14 protein-coding genes and 1 riboswitch are annotated in these 16345 nt (G+C 62.6%); of the genes, 10 read left to right on the top strand and 4 right to left on the bottom strand.

What is annotated here, in order from left to right; genetic code table 11:
• Position 1: 1 nt before the first annotated feature.
• From AB9K34_RS23645 to AB9K34_RS23630, 4 genes are all read right to left on the bottom strand, one after another.
• Positions 2-682, bottom strand: coding sequence for a hypothetical protein (locus AB9K34_RS23645; protein WP_369957182.1), 681 nt, complete (start codon positions 680-682; stop codon positions 2-4).
• 107 nt (positions 683-789) lie between these two features.
• Positions 790-1692 carry a sugar kinase gene (locus tag AB9K34_RS23640; protein ID WP_369957181.1) on the bottom strand — a complete coding sequence of 301 codons (903 nt, stop codon included), beginning with the start codon at positions 1690-1692 and terminating at the stop codon, positions 790-792.
• Between the two features lie 183 nt (positions 1693-1875).
• Positions 1876-2322, bottom strand: coding sequence for a hypothetical protein (locus tag AB9K34_RS23635; protein ID WP_369957180.1), 447 nt, complete (start codon positions 2320-2322; stop codon positions 1876-1878).
• 38 nt (positions 2323-2360) lie between these two features.
• Complete coding sequence (locus AB9K34_RS23630) at positions 2361-5912, bottom strand: hypothetical protein (protein WP_369957179.1); 3552 nt, start codon at positions 5910-5912, stop codon at positions 2361-2363.
• 301 nt (positions 5913-6213) lie between these two features.
• On the opposite strand from AB9K34_RS23630, the gene ybeY reads away from it, so the two are divergent.
• The 10 genes from ybeY to rpsA all read left to right on the top strand — a co-directional run bounded on the left by ybeY (position 6214) and on the right by rpsA (position 16262).
• Complete coding sequence (gene ybeY, locus AB9K34_RS23625; protein ID WP_369957177.1) at positions 6214-6726, top strand: rRNA maturation RNase YbeY; 513 nt, start codon at positions 6214-6216, stop codon at positions 6724-6726.
• Positions 6727-6749: 23 nt separating this feature from the next.
• Positions 6750-7658: a transporter associated domain-containing protein gene (locus AB9K34_RS23620; protein WP_369957176.1), complete on the top strand. Its 909-nt coding sequence runs from the start codon at positions 6750-6752 to the stop codon at positions 7656-7658.
• Positions 7655-9160, top strand: a complete 1506-nt coding sequence (gene lnt, locus AB9K34_RS23615) for an apolipoprotein N-acyltransferase (protein ID WP_369957175.1) — start codon at positions 7655-7657, stop codon at positions 9158-9160. The genes AB9K34_RS23620 and lnt overlap by 4 nt, the downstream gene beginning before the upstream one ends.
• A 38-nt stretch (positions 9161-9198) precedes the next feature.
• Positions 9199-9248: riboswitch (SAM-SAH riboswitch) on the top strand.
• 6 nt (positions 9249-9254) lie between these two features.
• A complete protein-coding gene (gene metK / locus AB9K34_RS23610) occupies positions 9255-10436 on the top strand; it encodes a methionine adenosyltransferase (RefSeq protein ID WP_369957174.1) in 1182 nt (393 codons plus the stop codon).
• Between the two features lie 165 nt (positions 10437-10601).
• Positions 10602-11303, top strand: a complete 702-nt coding sequence (locus AB9K34_RS23605) for a tRNA (guanosine(46)-N(7))-methyltransferase TrmB (RefSeq protein WP_369957173.1) — start codon at positions 10602-10604, stop codon at positions 11301-11303.
• A gap of 90 nt (positions 11304-11393) precedes the next feature.
• Positions 11394-12746, top strand: coding sequence for a 3-phosphoshikimate 1-carboxyvinyltransferase (gene aroA / locus AB9K34_RS23600; RefSeq protein WP_369957171.1), 1353 nt, complete (start codon positions 11394-11396; stop codon positions 12744-12746).
• Positions 12747-12771: 25 nt separating this feature from the next.
• On the top strand, positions 12772-13290 hold the full coding sequence (locus AB9K34_RS23595; protein WP_369957170.1) for a hypothetical protein: 519 nt from the start codon (positions 12772-12774) through the stop codon (positions 13288-13290).
• Complete coding sequence (locus AB9K34_RS23590; protein WP_369957168.1) at positions 13287-13904, top strand: d(CMP) kinase; 618 nt, start codon at positions 13287-13289, stop codon at positions 13902-13904. Before AB9K34_RS23595 ends, AB9K34_RS23590 begins: the two co-directional genes overlap by 4 nt.
• A gap of 128 nt (positions 13905-14032) precedes the next feature.
• Complete coding sequence (locus tag AB9K34_RS23585; protein WP_369957167.1) at positions 14033-14299, top strand: hypothetical protein; 267 nt, start codon at positions 14033-14035, stop codon at positions 14297-14299.
• 283 nt (positions 14300-14582) lie between these two features.
• Positions 14583-16262 carry a 30S ribosomal protein S1 gene (gene rpsA, locus AB9K34_RS23580; RefSeq protein WP_369957165.1) on the top strand — a complete coding sequence of 560 codons (1680 nt, stop codon included), beginning with the start codon at positions 14583-14585 and terminating at the stop codon, positions 16260-16262.
• The last annotated feature ends 83 nt before the right edge of the window (positions 16263-16345 follow it).

Raw genomic sequence — 16345 nt, 5'->3', positions numbered from 1 at the left:
CCTAAGAGCAGATCCCCGCAAGCTCGGCGTCCCGCCAGGGCAGATAGACATCGCTCTCGCGCGATGCGGGCAGGTCGGACACCGGAAAAGCACCGCTCAGCATGTCATGCAGACGCCTGGTGCGCGCGGCATCAGGGGCAAGCGCCCGGCAGCAGACATATTCCTCCACGATCGCGCCCTGTTGTTCGTAGCCGTAACTCAGAAAATCGGGAACGTCATTCAGTTCGAACAGGTAGGGATCGTCGACGCTGCCGTGTTCTGCCGCAGCGCGCAGCGGTGAATACCCGGTGCGCGCGCGGTTCTGCCATTGCCAGACATGGGTCATCTCATGCGCCAGCAGCATCGATTGCACGAGATACAGGCGCTCGGGATAGTCGCGCATGTAATCGTCGAGATACCAGTCCTTGACGAAATAGACGTGGTTGAACAAGGCAACCGCGGCGGGCTTGGTGGTCACGATCTCTTCCTTGACCGGAGGAAGGATGCGCTCGCGGCAGGCCACGCGCGGGCGGGCCTTGCGGCGAAAGGTGACAGCGGCAACCGGCGCGCCTCTGACGATCCGCACGCGGGAGGTATCGAGCTCTTCTCCCTGCAGGCCGCGAATGAAAGCCGCTTCGGTTTCAGTGAGCGGACGACCGCAGGAACTGACGAGAGCGAGGATCAGAAAAAGGCGCAAAATCATGCGCCAAGATTATCCTGCCGCTCGCCGGGACGGTAGAGGCAAGTTACGGGTTTTCGCAGCAGGCGCGCATCGCCGGAACTCTCGCCTGTCGTGCGGGCGGATCGTGTCTAGCCGGCGCAGGGCACCAGCGCGCCACGTGACTGGATGACCCGCCCGGCCAGCGCAGCGGCGTCGATAACGGCCTGATCGATCGGTTTCCCCGACAAACGCGACGCGAGGAAACCGGCGTTGAAGGAATCTCCGGCTGCGGTGGTGTCGACCACTGTCGCGGCAGCCACCGGACGCACGCGCGAGACCGTACCGTCATGCGAAATGAGAATCTCGCCGGGTCCGTTCTTGACCACCACGGTGCGTGCCCCGGCCTTCAGATAGCGTGCGAGGGTGGCGTCGGGGTCGGCGTCGCCGAACCATGTCGCCTCATCCTCGTGCGAGGGCAACACCGTGTCGCTGACCTCTGCGGCGGCGGAGATGCTGGCGGTCATGGTTTGCGGGCTCTCCCACAGGCGCGGGCGCAGGTTCGGGTCGAACACCACTGTCCCGCCGGCGGCACGGAACGTGGCCAGCGCCGACAGCAGCCGCGCGCGATCATCGTCCGGAAGAATTGCGAGCGTGATGCCGGAAAAGAACGCGATCTCTGCCCCGTTCAGCGCCGCCGCAAGCCGCGCGGGATCGCTGGCCAGCAGCCGCGCGGCACTCTGCCCACGCCAGTAGCTGAAACTGCGCTCGCCGTCCTGCAACTGAATCATGTAGAGGCCGACGGTCAATTCGGGCAGACGCTGAATCGAACCGATCCCGATACCGGCATCCTCCAGAAAAGCCAGCATCCGATCCGAGATCGCGTCCTGCCCAACCGCACTCAGGTAATCGACCTGATGGGCGCTGCCCAGCAACTGGCACAGATACCAGGCGGTGTTCATCGTGTCTCCGGCAAAGCCGATCTGATAGGATCCTTCGGTGTTGGTGGGTGCCATCTCGACCATGCATTCGCCAATGCAGACAATTCGGGTCATATCGTTTTCTCCGTGAACCTTCGTGAAGATAGCGCCGTGGCTCTTCTATAGGTATCGGGAGACGTGGCAAGATCGGGGGCCGACTTTGCGCCATCGACGGACCCGCCGTCGGGACGATGCAGGCGATGCTGCGGATTTATGCCTGCGGCGCGCGCCGACGCATGAGGCTGAAAGTCCGCCCCCTCAGTTGGTCATCGGTTCGTAATCCGGGGTGAGCGTGTCCCCCCCGAGGCCGGCGCTGACCACATAGATCGCGCCAAGCTGGCGGTTTATGGCGAAAAAGGTAAGGGTATCGCCACTGATCCTGGGGGCCTCAATCGCGGTCAAATCCGGGGTGGCGTAATTGCTGAGCTGGTACGTTCCCTCGACCCAGTCGGCATCGGTGTCTTCTTCGGCAAGGCGTTTTTTGTACCAATCGGCAAAAGCCGCCGGGTCTTCGATGACGGCAAATGTCTGTTCATGTGCGAGGTGGTTGAGCGCCTGCGCGAGTTGAAGGGCCTTGCCCGGTTCCTTCAGATCGGGGGCAAGCTCGAGCAGCGTGCGCGCGTCGCCCGCTTCCGTGTCGTCCACGATGACGATTGCGTCACCTTCGTCATCGAACGAAAGCAATATCTGCGGATCCTGAGCCATTCTCTGTCCTTCTTGCTATGCCGTTTCGTCGCGGATTGTCATTCGGTCCTGTCCCATTCCGTATCGATCCATTTTCGGTCCAGCGGCGCCAAGTCACCGCCGGGCTCGGTGCGTTTCCACAGCCTGAGCTCGCCAGTGGTGGGATCGGGCATCGCCACGAAAAAGGTATGGGTCCGTTCATCACCCCAGTTGGTGTCGGCCACCATGACCTGCGGACTGCCCAGATTGTTGGCGAGTTCGCTAAGCAGGGAGTTGTTCGTGCGCCTCGCGTATGCCTTCTCCATGTCGGCCAACTTCTTGTCATACGCATCCCTCGCCGCCAATTGTTCTGCGCGCAGTTTGTCGGCAAGCTCGGTGTCGGAAACGGTGACCCCTGTTTTTTCCTGCTCCCGCTTCCAGGTGTCGACCCGATCCTGCGGGGTTTCCTGTTCGGCCTTCCATTTGTCGGCGGTGCGGCGGGCCCTTTTCTTGTCGAATTCCTTGGTAGCTTTGGTAACGGCGGCGAGGATCGCTTCGGGCTTTGCATCGGCGGTGGGACGGTGCGGCTCGGCGTCTCTCTCCAACTCCTGGCGCAATGCATCGTCCGTTTCGTTGGCCAGCATGGCGTTGATCTTCTTGTCGAACATGTGGGCCGCGCGCTCAACCGAAAGTGCGGTGTCCGAAATCTTCTTGCCCGGATCGATGACCTTTCTCTGGATATTTCTGGCTGTTCGACTTGGGGTCGAACCGTGCAGATCCTGCATCGAATGTTCGCCGGGGCGGCTCTTTGCGGTGGGCAAGGCGTTGAAGGAATGGATGCCGCTGGTGCCGATATTGATGAACCGGTCAGTGCTGCCCGTGACCATGTCCACAAGAGCCGTCAGAACTTCCTTGGTGCGGGCACCCTCATTTGGCGGAGCCTTGGGATTGGAGACCTTGGTGACTAACGTTTTGGTTTGGGGATCGCCGCCGAACAGCGCCTTGGTGGGGTCGCGCTCCAATCCACCCGATGACAGCTCCCATGGCTTGTACTTGCCGCGACAGACCGCGTCGATAAAGGTATTCGACTGTATATGGGCGATGATTGCTTTGCCTTCATCCGAGGTCTTGCTCACTGACAGAGCCTTGAGCGCCGAGTCGGTCAACTCTTTGATAAACTCTTCTTTTGTGGTGATCGGCCCCCCCCGCGGCGCGCCGAAATCATCCACCGGCTGGATGCGATAGCGCCCCTTCGATGAAGAACCGTCGTTCGAATCCGTTATTTCCGACGTCGGATCGTAGTAAAAGTTGAAATCCGTCGCGATAGCCGTGGTGAGCTTGGCTCTCGCGGCCTCCTGCTTGCGCTTGTCGGTTCCCCCGACCGTTTCGATCACCTTGCCCAGACCGTCGGGCGCAAGCAGGTTTCCGCGCAGTGCCTTGCGCTCGCGGCTGCCGGTCTGCGTGGCGGCTGCCGAGGCGACGCTGAATTCCCAGCTTTGCACCAACGGATTTCCACCGTCGTTCAGCTTTGTCACCGCCGGCACCTTGAGACCGCCTGCCGATGTGAACGTCCCTTGGCTTGCAATCTCGGCAAAGCCTTTCAGCGCTTCTGCGGGATTTTCGTGCCGGAACCTGCGGGCGGGAGCGGTGGTAAAGCAGGACCCGACCGGTCCCTGGTCCATAGGCGTGAAAAACGCGGCGAGCGCGGCCTGTCGGGCATCTGCGTCCGTTATCGGCGGCCCGACACCAAGGGTTTTACAAACCAGCCCCGTACCCGCCTGTCCGGTGGGTGCCTTCATCCCGTTGATTACCTTGGCACAGGCTTTTTTCGTTTTGGCGTCCTGCAATGCCTTCTGGGTTTCGAACGCATGCAGGGCCAGCGATGGCGTGGCGTTTCTCAGGATACCGGGATGATACATCAGGTCGTTGATGGCGTTCCTCGCCTTGTCCGATGTGGGGTCGAACGTACCGTCGTCGGCCAGCATGGCACCGCCGATCGCCTTGCTGCGCGTCGTGGCCAGTTCCGAGAAGGTTTTGGGCAGCGGCCCAAGCGGATTCTCTTCAAACTGGCGGCCGGATTCCAGATAGCTGTTCAGCCCGTCATAGAAATCCGGACCGATATGATCGCCGGATTTCAACAGGTTCTCGGCATAGCTCCGGGCTCGGTCATCGCGCATATCCATTCCATTGGCCGCGAATCCAGACGCTGCGAGGTTGCACATCGGTTCGATCACATGGGCGATCTGGTCGGGATCTCTTGACCTTTGGGCGAGGGCGGCGGCGCTGTCGGCCAGCAGCGGGTCTTTCTGATAGGCGGCAATCAGCTTCTCGGCCGAACCGTCATTGAACGGGCGGCCGGCATCAGGGGCAAGCGGGCCGAAGGCGAGGGATTGCGACAGCTTTTCCTTGCCGATGATGGCGTTGTTGATCTTGCGTGCGGCTTCCTCTTTGTTTTGCGCCGCCTGGTAATCGGCCAGCGCGGCCTCGATCGCCAGTTCCTTTGCCTTGACCTGTTGCGGGGTGTCTCCCGGCAGGGCGTTGGCCTTGTTCCACTCCAAAATTGCGTCGGACGCATGCTTGCGCGCTTCTTCAATGTCTTCCTCGATCTCGGCAATCCACTCGGCTGTCACCGGTCTGTCGCCGATAATGGCATCAAAGCTCGCAACGACCTCGCGGGCTTTCGCAGCCGCTTGGGGAGACTTGGTTGCCAGTGCGGATAGCTTTTCGGAGGTGCGCACCAGTTTCGCAAGCGCGTCGCAGGCCAGTTGGGCCTTGGCGAAATCGTCCGGAGTCGGCCAGTCGGCAGCCATTGCCGCCGTAACCCGGTTGCGTTCAGCCTCCATCGCCTCCTTTTCATCCGGAGACGCCCCGCCGGGATCCGCCAACTGGGTGATCCTCTGCAGCATCCGGGTCTTGTCGGCGGCGATGTCCTGCTTGGCCTGTTCGATTTCGGTCTTGAGATCGGTCAGTGTCTTGATCGCGGCAAAGCTTTCCCTGGCGGTGGTCCTGCCGATCGGATCGACCGATTTGTCGAGGATCAGCTTGATCCGCGAATCATCGGCTGGCAGTACCTTGATCGCCTGCTGGAACTGGCGCACCGCTTCGGCGTGTTCCTCCACCATGACCGGCCCGAGTTCGGCTGCCTCATCGCCAAGCTGCTTGAGCGCGTCCATTGCCGCGGGCATATCGGCAGGGGCGGCGGTTTTTGGCCCGTCGGCACGAGCGACGATGGATTTCACACGTGGGTCCGCGTCCGGCAGATCGGCCAACACGGTGTCAAACTGCGTGACCGCTTGCGTATGTTCCGAGGTAACCGCTTTCGCATGTTCCGAGGTAATCGTCTGGCGTAGTTGACCGACTAAGGGGATCAACGCTGCAAGAACCTCGCGGGCACCGTCAAAGTCGCCGGCATTCTTCTTCGCCATCGGACCGGCGGCGCGACCGCCCAGTTCTTTGACCCTCGGGTCGTCGCCGGGCAAGGCAAGCAGCGCGTCCTTGAATGTCTGTTCCACCTCGACATAGCGCGTATAGGCGTCGGTGGTCTTCTTGTTCTTGCTTCCGGTGAACCAGCCCTTGAGGATGAACCTGTCAAGAAACGCGATCTGCTTCGTGGATAGTTCTGTACCGGGCATACGAAACTTGTCCTTCTCGTGCGCCGAAACGGTGTCCGGCAAAACCTGTCATTCCATACAATCGCTTGTTTGCGGCGCGAGGCGCAAAACAACGGGGTAATTCACAATCAAATGCAACCTTTGGATGAGCTTAGTGCGCCCGAAGGGACTATGACAACCGTTTTCCTGCCCGATGCAGGATTTACAGGTAGGCGCGCATTGGAGCATGCTGTGCAAAGGGCTGGTCTTGGTCCCTGCAATCAGTCTAAAGCATAGGATATTCCGGGCCTGTTGCCGGCGTGACGTCAATAACGAGACCTGCATGAGTATCGAGATCCACCAGAAATCCGCGCGATGGTCGGACATTGATCTTGAGGCGATCGCCGGGATGGCGGGTCGGGCGACCTTCGAGCGGCTGGGCCTTGACGCGGAGGCGGTCTCGCTCGCAATCCTTGCCACCGACGATGCCGAAATCGCCGAATTGAACGCCGGGTTTCGCGGCAAGCCGGTGCCGACGAATGTGCTCAGCTGGCCTGCGACCGATCTGGCGGCTGCGGAGCCGGGCGGGTTGCCCGCCATGCCCCGGGCAGATGTCTTTGGCGAGATCGAACTGGGCGATGTCGCGATTTCCTACGACACCTGTGCCCGCGAGGCGAAGGCAGCGGGAAAACCGGTGAGCGATCATGTCACACATCTGATCGTTCATGGTCTCTTGCATCTTCTGGGCTATGACCACATTCGTGACCCCGATGCCACCTTGATGCAAGGCTGCGAAGTCGAGATACTTGGCAAGTTGGGTATTGATGACCCATATTGGGAAAAAGACGGGGCCTGAGCGCTCCCATTTGGATAGGAACGATGGACGACACAGACGGCAGTTCTAGCGCGGCGCAGCGCGCGCAGCCACAGGACGAAACGGAACTTTCCGCGAGACATGAGACCGATGAGCAGGAAGAGGCAGAGCGCCCCGGCCTGCTCGGACGCATCATCGAGGCGTTTTCGCCCCCCGAGGAAACACCGGCCACATCGGCAGGTGGCGAGGCGGTCGAATCGCGGGGCATGATCAACCTGCGCCGCATGCGGGTCGAGGATGTCGCGATACCCACGGCGGATATCGTCGCCGTCGCCAACACGATCTCCAAGGACGAACTGGTGCATCAGTTCCGCGAGAGCGGCATGACGCGCATCCCGGTCTACGAGGGCACGCTCGACACCCCGCTGGGATTTGTGCATCTCAAGGATTTCGCGCTCAGCCACGGGTTCAATGGCGAAACATCGGATTTCGACCTGGGTTCGATGCTGCGGCCGCTGCTGTTCGTGCCTCCGTCGATGCCGATCGGGGTGTTGCTGACCAAGATGCAGACGGAACGGCGCCACATGGCGCTGGTGATCGACGAATATGGCGGCGTTGACGGGTTGCTGACTATCGAGGATCTGATCGAACAGGTGGTCGGGGAAATCGAGGATGAGCACGACACCGACGAGGACCGCCCCTGGGTCAAGGAAAAGCCCGGGTGCTATGTTGCCCTCGCCAAGACGCCGCTGGCGGATTTCGAGGCCGAGATCGGTCGCTCGCTGACCGACAGCGACGAGGTCGACGAAGAGGAAATCGATACGCTGGGGGGACTGGTGTTCATGCTGTCCGGGCGGGTGCCCGCGCGCGGCGAGGTGGTGCCCCATCCCGAAGGCCCGGAATTCGAGGTGATCGACGCCGATCCGCGCCGCATCAAGCGTTTGCGCATACGTCTGCCAGAGCACGCCGTATGATCGCACCGCCCCGTGGCTTGCCGCTCCGGATGCTGGTGGCGGCAGGGCTCGGGGCGCTGGCCGCGCTCGGGCTTGCGCCCTACGGATTTTGGGCGATCACAATGGTTGCGCTGGCGCTGGTTCCGTGGATTTTGCACGGGGTCGATACGCCGGGACGGGTGGCATGGCTGGGCTGGGCACTGGCCTCCGGCTATTTCGCGCACGCGCTGATCTGGATTGTCGAGCCATTTCTGGTGGACGTGGCCCGTCATGGCTGGATGGCGCCCTTTGCTCTGGTTTTGCTGTCGGGCGGTCTGGCGCTGTTCTGGGCGGCGGCATTCTGGGCAGCGGCGCGGCTCGGGCACAGCGGCCCGATGCGTGTCGCGGCGCTCATCATGACTGTTTCGCTCGCAGAATTCGCGCGGGCCTATGTGCTCACGGGGTTTCCCTGGGCGGGGCTGGCGCAGATCTGGGTGGAGACGCCGGTGAGCCTCACCCTTGCCTGGATCGGGCCGCAGGGGCTTGGTGTGCTGACCCTGATGGCGGCGCTGTTGCCGGGGCTCGCATTGGTCACGCGGCGCCATCCCGTCATGCGACTGATGTCGTTCCTGCCGGCTCTGATCCTGGCGGTGGTGGGGTTGGGATTGGCCCGCACGGTGCCGGCGGAAAGCGCCACGACCGGGACGGTCAGGATCGTTCAGCCCAACGCCCCGCAGCATCAGAAATGGGACCCGGACTATATGCCGGCGTTCTTTCAGCGCCAGATCGACTTTACCGCTGCGTCACCGCAACCGGATCTCGTGGTCTGGCCGGAAACGGCGGTTCCGGTCCTGCTCGACTATGCGGCCGAGGCGTTTGCGCGTATGTCGGAGGCGGCGCAGGGAACGCCACTGGCCGTCGGGATCCAGCGCCGCGACGGATCACGCCATTTCAACTCTCTGGTGAAACTGGATGGGGGCGGGGACGTTGCCGCAATCTATGACAAACACCATCTCGTTCCTTTCGGCGAGTATTTCCCCGGTGGCGATTTTGCTGCCCGGCTCGGATTGCGCGGATTCGCCGCGCAGGAGGGCGATGGGTACAGCGCCGGTCCGGGCCCGGTCCTGCTGGATTTCGGAAGGCTGGGCCGGGGGCTGCCGCTGATCTGTTACGAGGCTGTCTTTCCCGAGGACGCAAAGAGCGGTGCGGGGCGCGGGGATTTCCTGCTGCAAGTGACGAACGATGCCTGGTTCGGGGAATTCGCCGGTCCTTACCAGCATCTGGCACAGGCCCGCATGCGTGCCATCGAACAGGGTCTGCCGATGGTGCGTGCGGCCAATACAGGGATCTCGGCGATGATCGATCCATGGGGCCGTGTCGTCGAAAGCCTCCCCCTGGGAGAGGCGGGATTCATCGATGCGGAACTGCCCCAACCCCTGCCGGCGACCCTGTATTCGCGCATCGGGGACTGGCCGGTTCTGGGAGTCCTGCTGATCGGGCTGGTCGGTCTTTGGGGAAATTCACGAAAAATAAAAGCTGTTTAGGCAGTTGACCTCTTAGGCCAGCCGCCTTAACCCGACAAAATCCGTCACAACGGCTTCCTGGCGTGGCGGGATAACCCCCAATGGAGCACTATTCATGTCCCGTAACAATTATACTTTCACTTCGGAATCGGTTTCCGAGGGCCATCCGGACAAGGTCTGCGACCGCATTTCGGATGCCATTCTTGATGCATTGCTGGCGGAGGAGCCCGAGGCCCGGGTCGCCGCGGAAACATTTGCCACAACCAATCGTGTAGTCATCGGCGGCGAGATCGGCTTGAGCGATCAGAACAAGCTGAACGATTACATGGGCCGCATCGACCAGATTGCGCGGGACTGCATTCGCGATATCGGGTATGAGCAGGACAAGTTCCATTATGCGACCTGCGACATTACCAACCTGTTGCACGAACAATCGGCGCATATCGCCCAGGGTGTCGATGCATCCGCCGACAAGGAAGAGGGCGCGGGCGATCAGGGCATCATGTTCGGCTTCGCCACCAACGAAACGCCGGCCTTCATGCCGGCGCCGATCCAGTATGCCCACGCGATCCTGCGGCGCCTGGCCGAGGTGCGCAAGGACGGCACCGAACCGGCGCTTGGCCCGGATGCCAAGAGCCAGCTCTCGCTGATGTACGAGGATGGTCGGCCGGTGAGCGTGCGCTCGCTTGTTCTGAGTACCCAGCATCTGGACGAGGACCTGAGCAGCGACGATATCCGTGCGATCGTCGAACCTTATATCGCCGAGATCCTGCCCGATGGCTGGCTGACCGCGCAGACCGAGTGGCACGTGAACCCCACCGGAAAATTCGTGATCGGCGGCCCCGACGGGGATGCCGGGCTGACCGGGCGCAAGATCATCGTGGACACCTATGGCGGTGCGGCGCCGCATGGCGGCGGTGCGTTCTCGGGCAAGGATCCGACCAAGGTCGACCGGTCTGCCGCCTATGCGGCGCGTTACCTGGCGAAGAATATCGTCGCGGCAGGGCTGGCGGACCGCGCCACACTGCAGCTGAGCTATGCCATCGGCGTGTCGCGCCCGCTGTCGATCTATGTCGATACCCACGGCACCGGGCAGGTGGAGAACGCGGCGATCGAAAACGCGGTCGCCCGGGTGATGGACCTGACCCCCCGGGGTATTCGCGAGCACCTGCAACTGAACAGGCCGATCTACCAGCGGACCGCGGCCTATGGGCATTTCGGGCGCGAACCCGACGCCGACGGCGGATTCAGCTGGGAGAAAACCGATCTTGTCGATGCGCTGAAAGCGGCGCTCTGAGGGCGATCGCCCGAACAGGGAAACCGGGATGAGGGGCGCTGCCCCTCACACTCCCCGGAGTATTTGGACAAAGATGAAGCCCCCCGCGAAGGGGGTGCCAGCGGTGGCGCCTGACGCTGCCGGCGGGGATTGTGAACGGACGCCCATCAGGCTAGACCGCGCATCATGACAGAACGTAGCCGACCGTATCGAAATTTCTATGGACGCCTGAAGGGCAAGGCGCTGAAGAAGAGCCAGCAGGCTTATTTGGACGAAGACCTTGCTGCGCTGTCGCCGGGACCGGTGGGCTGGGACGAGAACCCGCAACGCGACGCTCTCGATCTGGCCGGGCTGTTCGGCGGGCGACCGGTCTGGCTGGAGATCGGCTTTGGCGGTGGCGAGCACCTGGTGCATCAGGCCCGGGAGAACCCGGATGTCGGGATCATCGGCGCCGAACCCTATATCAACGGCGTCGCGATGCTGCTGGGCAAGATTCGCAGGGCAGGCGTGCGCAATCTGGCGGTGCATCCCGGCGATGCGCGTGATCTGATGGATGTGTTGCCGGCGGGGTCGATCCAGCGGGCGTTCCTGCTCTATCCCGATCCCTGGCCCAAGGCGCGGCATCATCGGCGGCGGTTTGTCACGCCGGAGCATCTGGAACCGTTGCGCGACGTGCTTGCGCCCGGTGCGATTCTGCGGGTGGCGACGGATATTCCTGACTATGTGCGGCAGACGCTGGAACAGGTGCCAAGGGCCGGGTTCGAGTGGCTGGCGGAGCGTCCGGCGGATTGGCGCGCGCCCTGGGATGACTGGGTGTCGACCCGCTATGAACAGAAGGCGTTGCGCGAGGGGCGGGTGCCGCATTACCTGACATTCCGCCGTCTGTGAACCGATCCCGGCGGGATGTGGTCACGGGTTGTGGACCCTGTCGCGGGCATCGGATAAAGCGGGGGGCACCGACTTGAGGAGAGGCACGATATGTCCAGCCACGGCACCCCGATTCCGATGATGTCCGCCCCTTGCGGGGCGTTGTCCGGCGTGGCCGATGTGCCCGGCGACAAGTCGATTTCGCACCGCTCGCTCATCCTGGGCGCGATGGCGGTTGGCGAGACCCGGATCACAGGATTGCTCGAGGGCGAGGATGTGCTCGACACGGCGAGGGCGATGCGGGCCTTTGGGGCCGATGTCGAGCGGGATGAGGACGGCACCTGGCGCGTGCATGGCGTTGGCGTCGGCGGTTTCGCGGAACCCGACCAGGTCATCGATTGCGGCAATTCCGGTACCGGCGTGCGGCTGATCATGGGCGCGATGGCGACCTGCCCGATCAGCGCGACCTTTACCGGCGATGCCAGCCTGAACAAGCGTCCGATGGCGCGGGTGACCGACCCGCTGGCCCTGTTCGGGGCCGAGGCGGTGGGGCGCTCGGGCGGGCGGCTGCCGATGACCATTGTGGGTGCGGCGGATCCGATGCCCGTGCGATACCGGGTGCCGGTGCCCTCGGCGCAGGTGAAATCCGCCGTTCTGCTGGCCGGATTGAACGCGCCGGGCAAGACCGTGGTGATCGAAAAGGAGGCGACCCGCGATCATTCGGAACGGATGCTGGCGGGGTTCGGGGCCGAGATCGCCACCGAGGAGACCGACGAGGGGCGGGTCATCACCCTGACCGGGCAGCCCGAGTTGCAGCCGCAGGTGATTGCCGTGCCGCGCGATCCGTCCAGCGCGGCCTTTCCGGTCTGTGCGGCCCTGATCGTGCCCGGTTCGGATGTGCTGGTGCCGGGAATCGGGCTGAACCCGACGCGGGCGGGGTTGTTCACCACCCTGCGGGAGATGGGGGCCGACCTGACCTATGAGAACGAGCGCGAGGAAGGCGGCGAACCGGTGGCGGACCTGCGCGCGCGGTTTTCGCCGGCCATGAAGGGGATCGACGTGCCGCCCGAGCGCGCGGCCAGCATGATCGATGAATACCCGGTGTTGTCGGTCGTGGCGGGTTTCGCCGATGGGGTGACGATGATGCGCGGTGTCCGGGAATTGCGGGTCAAGGAAAGCGACCGGATCGATGCGATGGCCACCGGGTTGCGCGCGAATGGCGTCGATGTCGAAGAGGGCGAAGACTGGTGGTCGGTCACCGGCCATGGTCCGGGATCGGTGAAGGGCGGCGCGACCTGCGCCAGCCATCTGGATCACCGGATCGCCATGTCGTTCATGGTGATGGGCATGGCAGCGCAGCAACCGGTCAGCGTGGACGATGGCGGCCCCATTGCCACGTCGTTCCCGATTTTCGAACCGTTGATGCAGCGGCTTGGCGCCGCGCTGTCGCGGCATCCGGCGTAGCGACGCGATGCGTCGGGCGTGGAGCATGCTGTTGGCGCTTGCCGCGCTGGCGGTGCTGTGTCTGCTGTTGATGTGGGGCTGGACCCTTCCCGCGATCATGGCGGGTTCGAATGGTGAAGCGGTATTCGACCTGCGCAATGACGGGTATGGTTACGACGCCGCAAAAGCCTATGTGGCACAGATCAAGGAGCCCGCGCGCCGGCTGTACCTGCGGGAACAGCGGATTCTGGACACCGGTTTTGCGATCGGACTGGCGGGTGGTCTGGCGCTTGCCATCTGCATGGGATTGCGACGTAATTTCGGACGCTGGGCATTGGCGGGAGCGGTTTTTCCGGCGCTCGCCTTTTATGTGGACATGCTTGAAAACGCGGCTGTTGGCCGAATGCTGAAGACACCGTTGCTCAGTCCCGAAGAAGTGGAACTCGCCAGCACCTACACGGTTCTCAAGTTCCAGTTATACGAGACGTCGGTGCTGCTGCTTCTGCTCTGCGTGATCGGGCAGGTCGTCAGGTGGAGCCTGGGTAAATTCAGGGGGAGCCAGTGACATTCACCATCGCGATTGACGGTCCGGCCGCTGCGGGCAAGGGAACCATCAGCAAGGCGGTTGCCGCGCAATTCGGGTTCGACCATCTGGATACCGGGCTGCTGTATCGGGCGGTGGGTGCACAGGTGCTGAACGGTGCGGATCCGATTGTTGCGGCACGCGCGTTGACGGCCGGGCAACTTGAAGGCGGCAATCTGCGGGGGGCCGAGGTTGCGCAGATGGCAAGCAAGGTCGCCGCGATCCCCGAGGTGCGCGCGGCGCTGGTGGCGTTTCAACGCGACTTTGCCGCGCGGCCGGGCGGTGCGGTGCTGGATGGGCGCGATATCGGGACGGTGATCTGCCCGGCGGCGGATCTGAAGCTTTTCGTGACCGCGCGCCCCGAAGTGCGTGCCCGGCGGCGGTATGAGGAGCAGGTTGCGCGGGGGGCGACGGACAGCTACGAAACTGTTCTTGCCGATGTCCGGGCGCGGGATCAGCGCGACATGAACCGGGCCGATGCGCCGCTCAAGCCGGCAGACGATGCGATCCTGATAGATACCAGCGACATGTCCATCGACGATGCGCTCGCGCATGTCAGCCGTCTGATCCAGGACCGATTGTCGCGCGACGACTGAGCGTCAAGGTCGGGAAAACCCCAGTCACGTATTCCGGACTGATGCCGCTTTGCGATCCGGGGTAATGTGTGCTCGGCCGACCCGGTGGGCTCGGAGTATGAAGTTGATTTGTTTTCAAGTGGTTGGATATGGATACGTTTGTTTTCAGGATCGTCGCGCGTGATGACGGCGGCTATCGTCAGATCGGGGACATCGCCGGGGAAAGCCGGTTTGATCCTGAGGTTGTCGCTGGTAGCGATGGTGGATCGCGCTACGGAATGCATGTTGATCCGGTGATCCCCGGCGGCACCGTTGGAGCCGACGCGTTGGCGATGCCGCGTGTCCTCGGGCGGAGCGACCCTGTGGACGGGTTTGGGGAACCGCTTTTCGTCTTTGAAGACCCGCTCTTCGGATGAAGAGCGGCCGGCCCGCGCGGTTTTCTCCTCCCGTCGCGCGGGCCGACCCACAGGGCGGGAGCGCCGCAATTGTTGCGCCGGGGCCAGTGGATGCAGGGCTTGCCAAGCGCGCGGCGCTTCGTTAAGACGCAGGCGTCGACAAGGTGGAAATCACCGCAATGGCAACGAGACGAGCAGGGTCGGACCATCCGGCCCTCTTTGCTTTGCGTCCTTCTGACCAATCCAAGACCGGCGGAGACAACCGCGCGGCCCGCAAAAATGTGAAAAAGGAAACGACTTATATATGTCAGCTAACGCATCCATGGAGGAATTCGAAGCCCTCCTGAACGAAAGCTTCGAAATGGACACGCCCGAAGAAGGGTCTGTTGTCAAAGGCAAGGTGATCGCAATCGAAGCGGGCCAGGCCATCATCGACGTAGGCTACAAGATGGAAGGCCGCGTCGACCTCAAAGAATTCGCAAATCCCGGAGAAGCCCCCGACATTGCCGCTGGCGATGAGGTGGAAGTCTTCCTGCGTCAGGTCGAGAACGCCCGTGGCGAAGCCGTCATTTCGCGCGAAATGGCCCGCCGCGAGGAAGCCTGGGATCGTCTGGAAAAAGCCTATGCCGACGAAGAGCGCGTCGAAGGTGCGATCTTTGGCCGGGTCAAGGGCGGCTTTACCGTCGATCTGGGCGGGGCGGTTGCCTTCCTGCCGGGTTCGCAAGTCGATGTGCGCCCCGTGCGCGACGCTGGCCCGCTGATGGGTCTCAAGCAGCCTTTCCAGATTCTGAAAATGGACCGTCGCCGTGGCAATATCGTCGTGTCGCGTCGCGCGATCCTCGAAGAGTCCCGCGCCGAACAGCGCGCCGAGGTCATCGGCAACCTGCACGAAGGTCAGGCCGTGGACGGTGTGGTCAAGAACATCACCGAATACGGTGCGTTTGTTGATCTGGGCGGTGTTGACGGGCTGCTGCACGTCACCGACATGGCGTGGCGCCGCGTGAACCACCCGAGCGAAATCCTGTCGATCGGCGAGACCGTCAAGGTTCAGGTCATCAAGATCAACAAGGAAACCCACCGTATCAGCCTCGGCATGAAGCAGCTGCAGGAAGATCCGTGGGATCTGGTCGGCGCGAAATATCCGCTGAGCTCCGTGCATACCGGTCGCGTCACCAACATCACCGATTACGGTGCATTCGTTGAGCTTGAGCCCGGTGTCGAAGGTCTGGTTCACGTGTCGGAAATGTCCTGGACGAAGAAGAACGTGCATCCGGGCAAGATCGTGTCGACCTCGCAGGAAGTCGAAGTCATGGTGCTCGAAATCGACGGTGCCAAGCGGCGCGTTTCGCTGGGTCTCAAGCAGACCATGCGCAACCCGTGGGAGGTCTTTGCCGAGCAGTTCCCCGAGGGAACCGAGGTCGAGGGAGAGGTCAAGAACATCACCGAATTCGGTCTGTTCATCGGTCTCGAAGGCGATATCGACGGCATGGTTCACCTGTCCGACCTGTCCTGGGACGAGCGCGGCGAAGACGCGATCCAGAACTATCGCAAGGGCGACATGGTTTCGGCCGTGGTTTCCGAGGTGGATGTCGAGAAAGAGCGCATCAGCCTGTCGATCAAGGCGCTTGGCGGCGACAAGTTTGCCGAGGCCGTTGGCGGCGTGAAGCGTGGTTCGATCATCACTGTCGAAGTGACGGCGATCGAGGATGGCGGCATCGAGGTGGAATACGAAGGCATGAAATCCTTCATCCGCCGCTCCGACCTGTCCCGTGACCGTGCCGAGCAGCGCCCCGAGCGTTTCAGCGTCGGCAACAAGATCGACGTGCGTGTCACCAATGTCGACAGCAAGACCCGTCGTCTCGGCCTGTCGATCAAGGCGCGCGAGATTGCCGAAGAGAAAGAGGCCGTGGAACAGTACGGTTCCTCCGACTCCGGTGCATCGCTGGGCGATATCCTGGGCGCGGCGCTCAAGGGCGACGATTGATCCGACCGGTAAACCCGGACAAGACAGAAACCCGCCGGACACTGTTCGGCGGGTTTTTCGCGCCCGGTTGCTGGTGCATTATG

Origin of the sequence: Sedimentitalea sp. XS_ASV28, from assembly GCF_041224545.1 — a bacterium.
Lineage (GTDB): Bacteria > Pseudomonadota > Alphaproteobacteria > Rhodobacterales > Rhodobacteraceae > Sedimentitalea.
Note: the sequence above shows the minus strand (reverse complement) of the source record. Positions and strands in the feature narration are given on the sequence as shown.

What these genes read in the sequence shown, in the direction of transcription:
- AB9K34_RS23645 (WP_369957182.1), bottom strand. Translation starts at nt 682, where the DNA reads ATGATTTTGCGCCTTTTTCTGATCCTCGCTCTCGTCAGTTCCTGCGGT.
- AB9K34_RS23640 (WP_369957181.1), bottom strand. Translation starts at nt 1,692, where the DNA reads ATGACCCGAATTGTCTGCATTGGCGAATGCATGGTCGAGATGGCACCC.
- AB9K34_RS23635 (WP_369957180.1), bottom strand. Translation starts at nt 2,322, where the DNA reads ATGGCTCAGGATCCGCAGATATTGCTTTCGTTCGATGACGAAGGTGAC.
- AB9K34_RS23630 (WP_369957179.1), bottom strand. Translation starts at nt 5,912, where the DNA reads ATGCCCGGTACAGAACTATCCACGAAGCAGATCGCGTTTCTTGACAGG.
- ybeY (WP_369957177.1), top strand. Translation starts at nt 6,214, where the DNA reads ATGAGTATCGAGATCCACCAGAAATCCGCGCGATGGTCGGACATTGAT.
- AB9K34_RS23620 (WP_369957176.1), top strand. Translation starts at nt 6,750, where the DNA reads ATGGACGACACAGACGGCAGTTCTAGCGCGGCGCAGCGCGCGCAGCCA.
- lnt (WP_369957175.1), top strand. Translation starts at nt 7,655, where the DNA reads ATGATCGCACCGCCCCGTGGCTTGCCGCTCCGGATGCTGGTGGCGGCA.
- metK (WP_369957174.1), top strand. Translation starts at nt 9,255, where the DNA reads ATGTCCCGTAACAATTATACTTTCACTTCGGAATCGGTTTCCGAGGGC.
- AB9K34_RS23605 (WP_369957173.1), top strand. Translation starts at nt 10,602, where the DNA reads ATGACAGAACGTAGCCGACCGTATCGAAATTTCTATGGACGCCTGAAG.
- aroA (WP_369957171.1), top strand. Translation starts at nt 11,394, where the DNA reads ATGTCCAGCCACGGCACCCCGATTCCGATGATGTCCGCCCCTTGCGGG.
- AB9K34_RS23595 (WP_369957170.1), top strand. Translation starts at nt 12,772, where the DNA reads ATGCTGTTGGCGCTTGCCGCGCTGGCGGTGCTGTGTCTGCTGTTGATG.
- AB9K34_RS23585 (WP_369957167.1), top strand. Translation starts at nt 14,033, where the DNA reads ATGGATACGTTTGTTTTCAGGATCGTCGCGCGTGATGACGGCGGCTAT.
- rpsA (WP_369957165.1), top strand. Translation starts at nt 14,583, where the DNA reads ATGTCAGCTAACGCATCCATGGAGGAATTCGAAGCCCTCCTGAACGAA.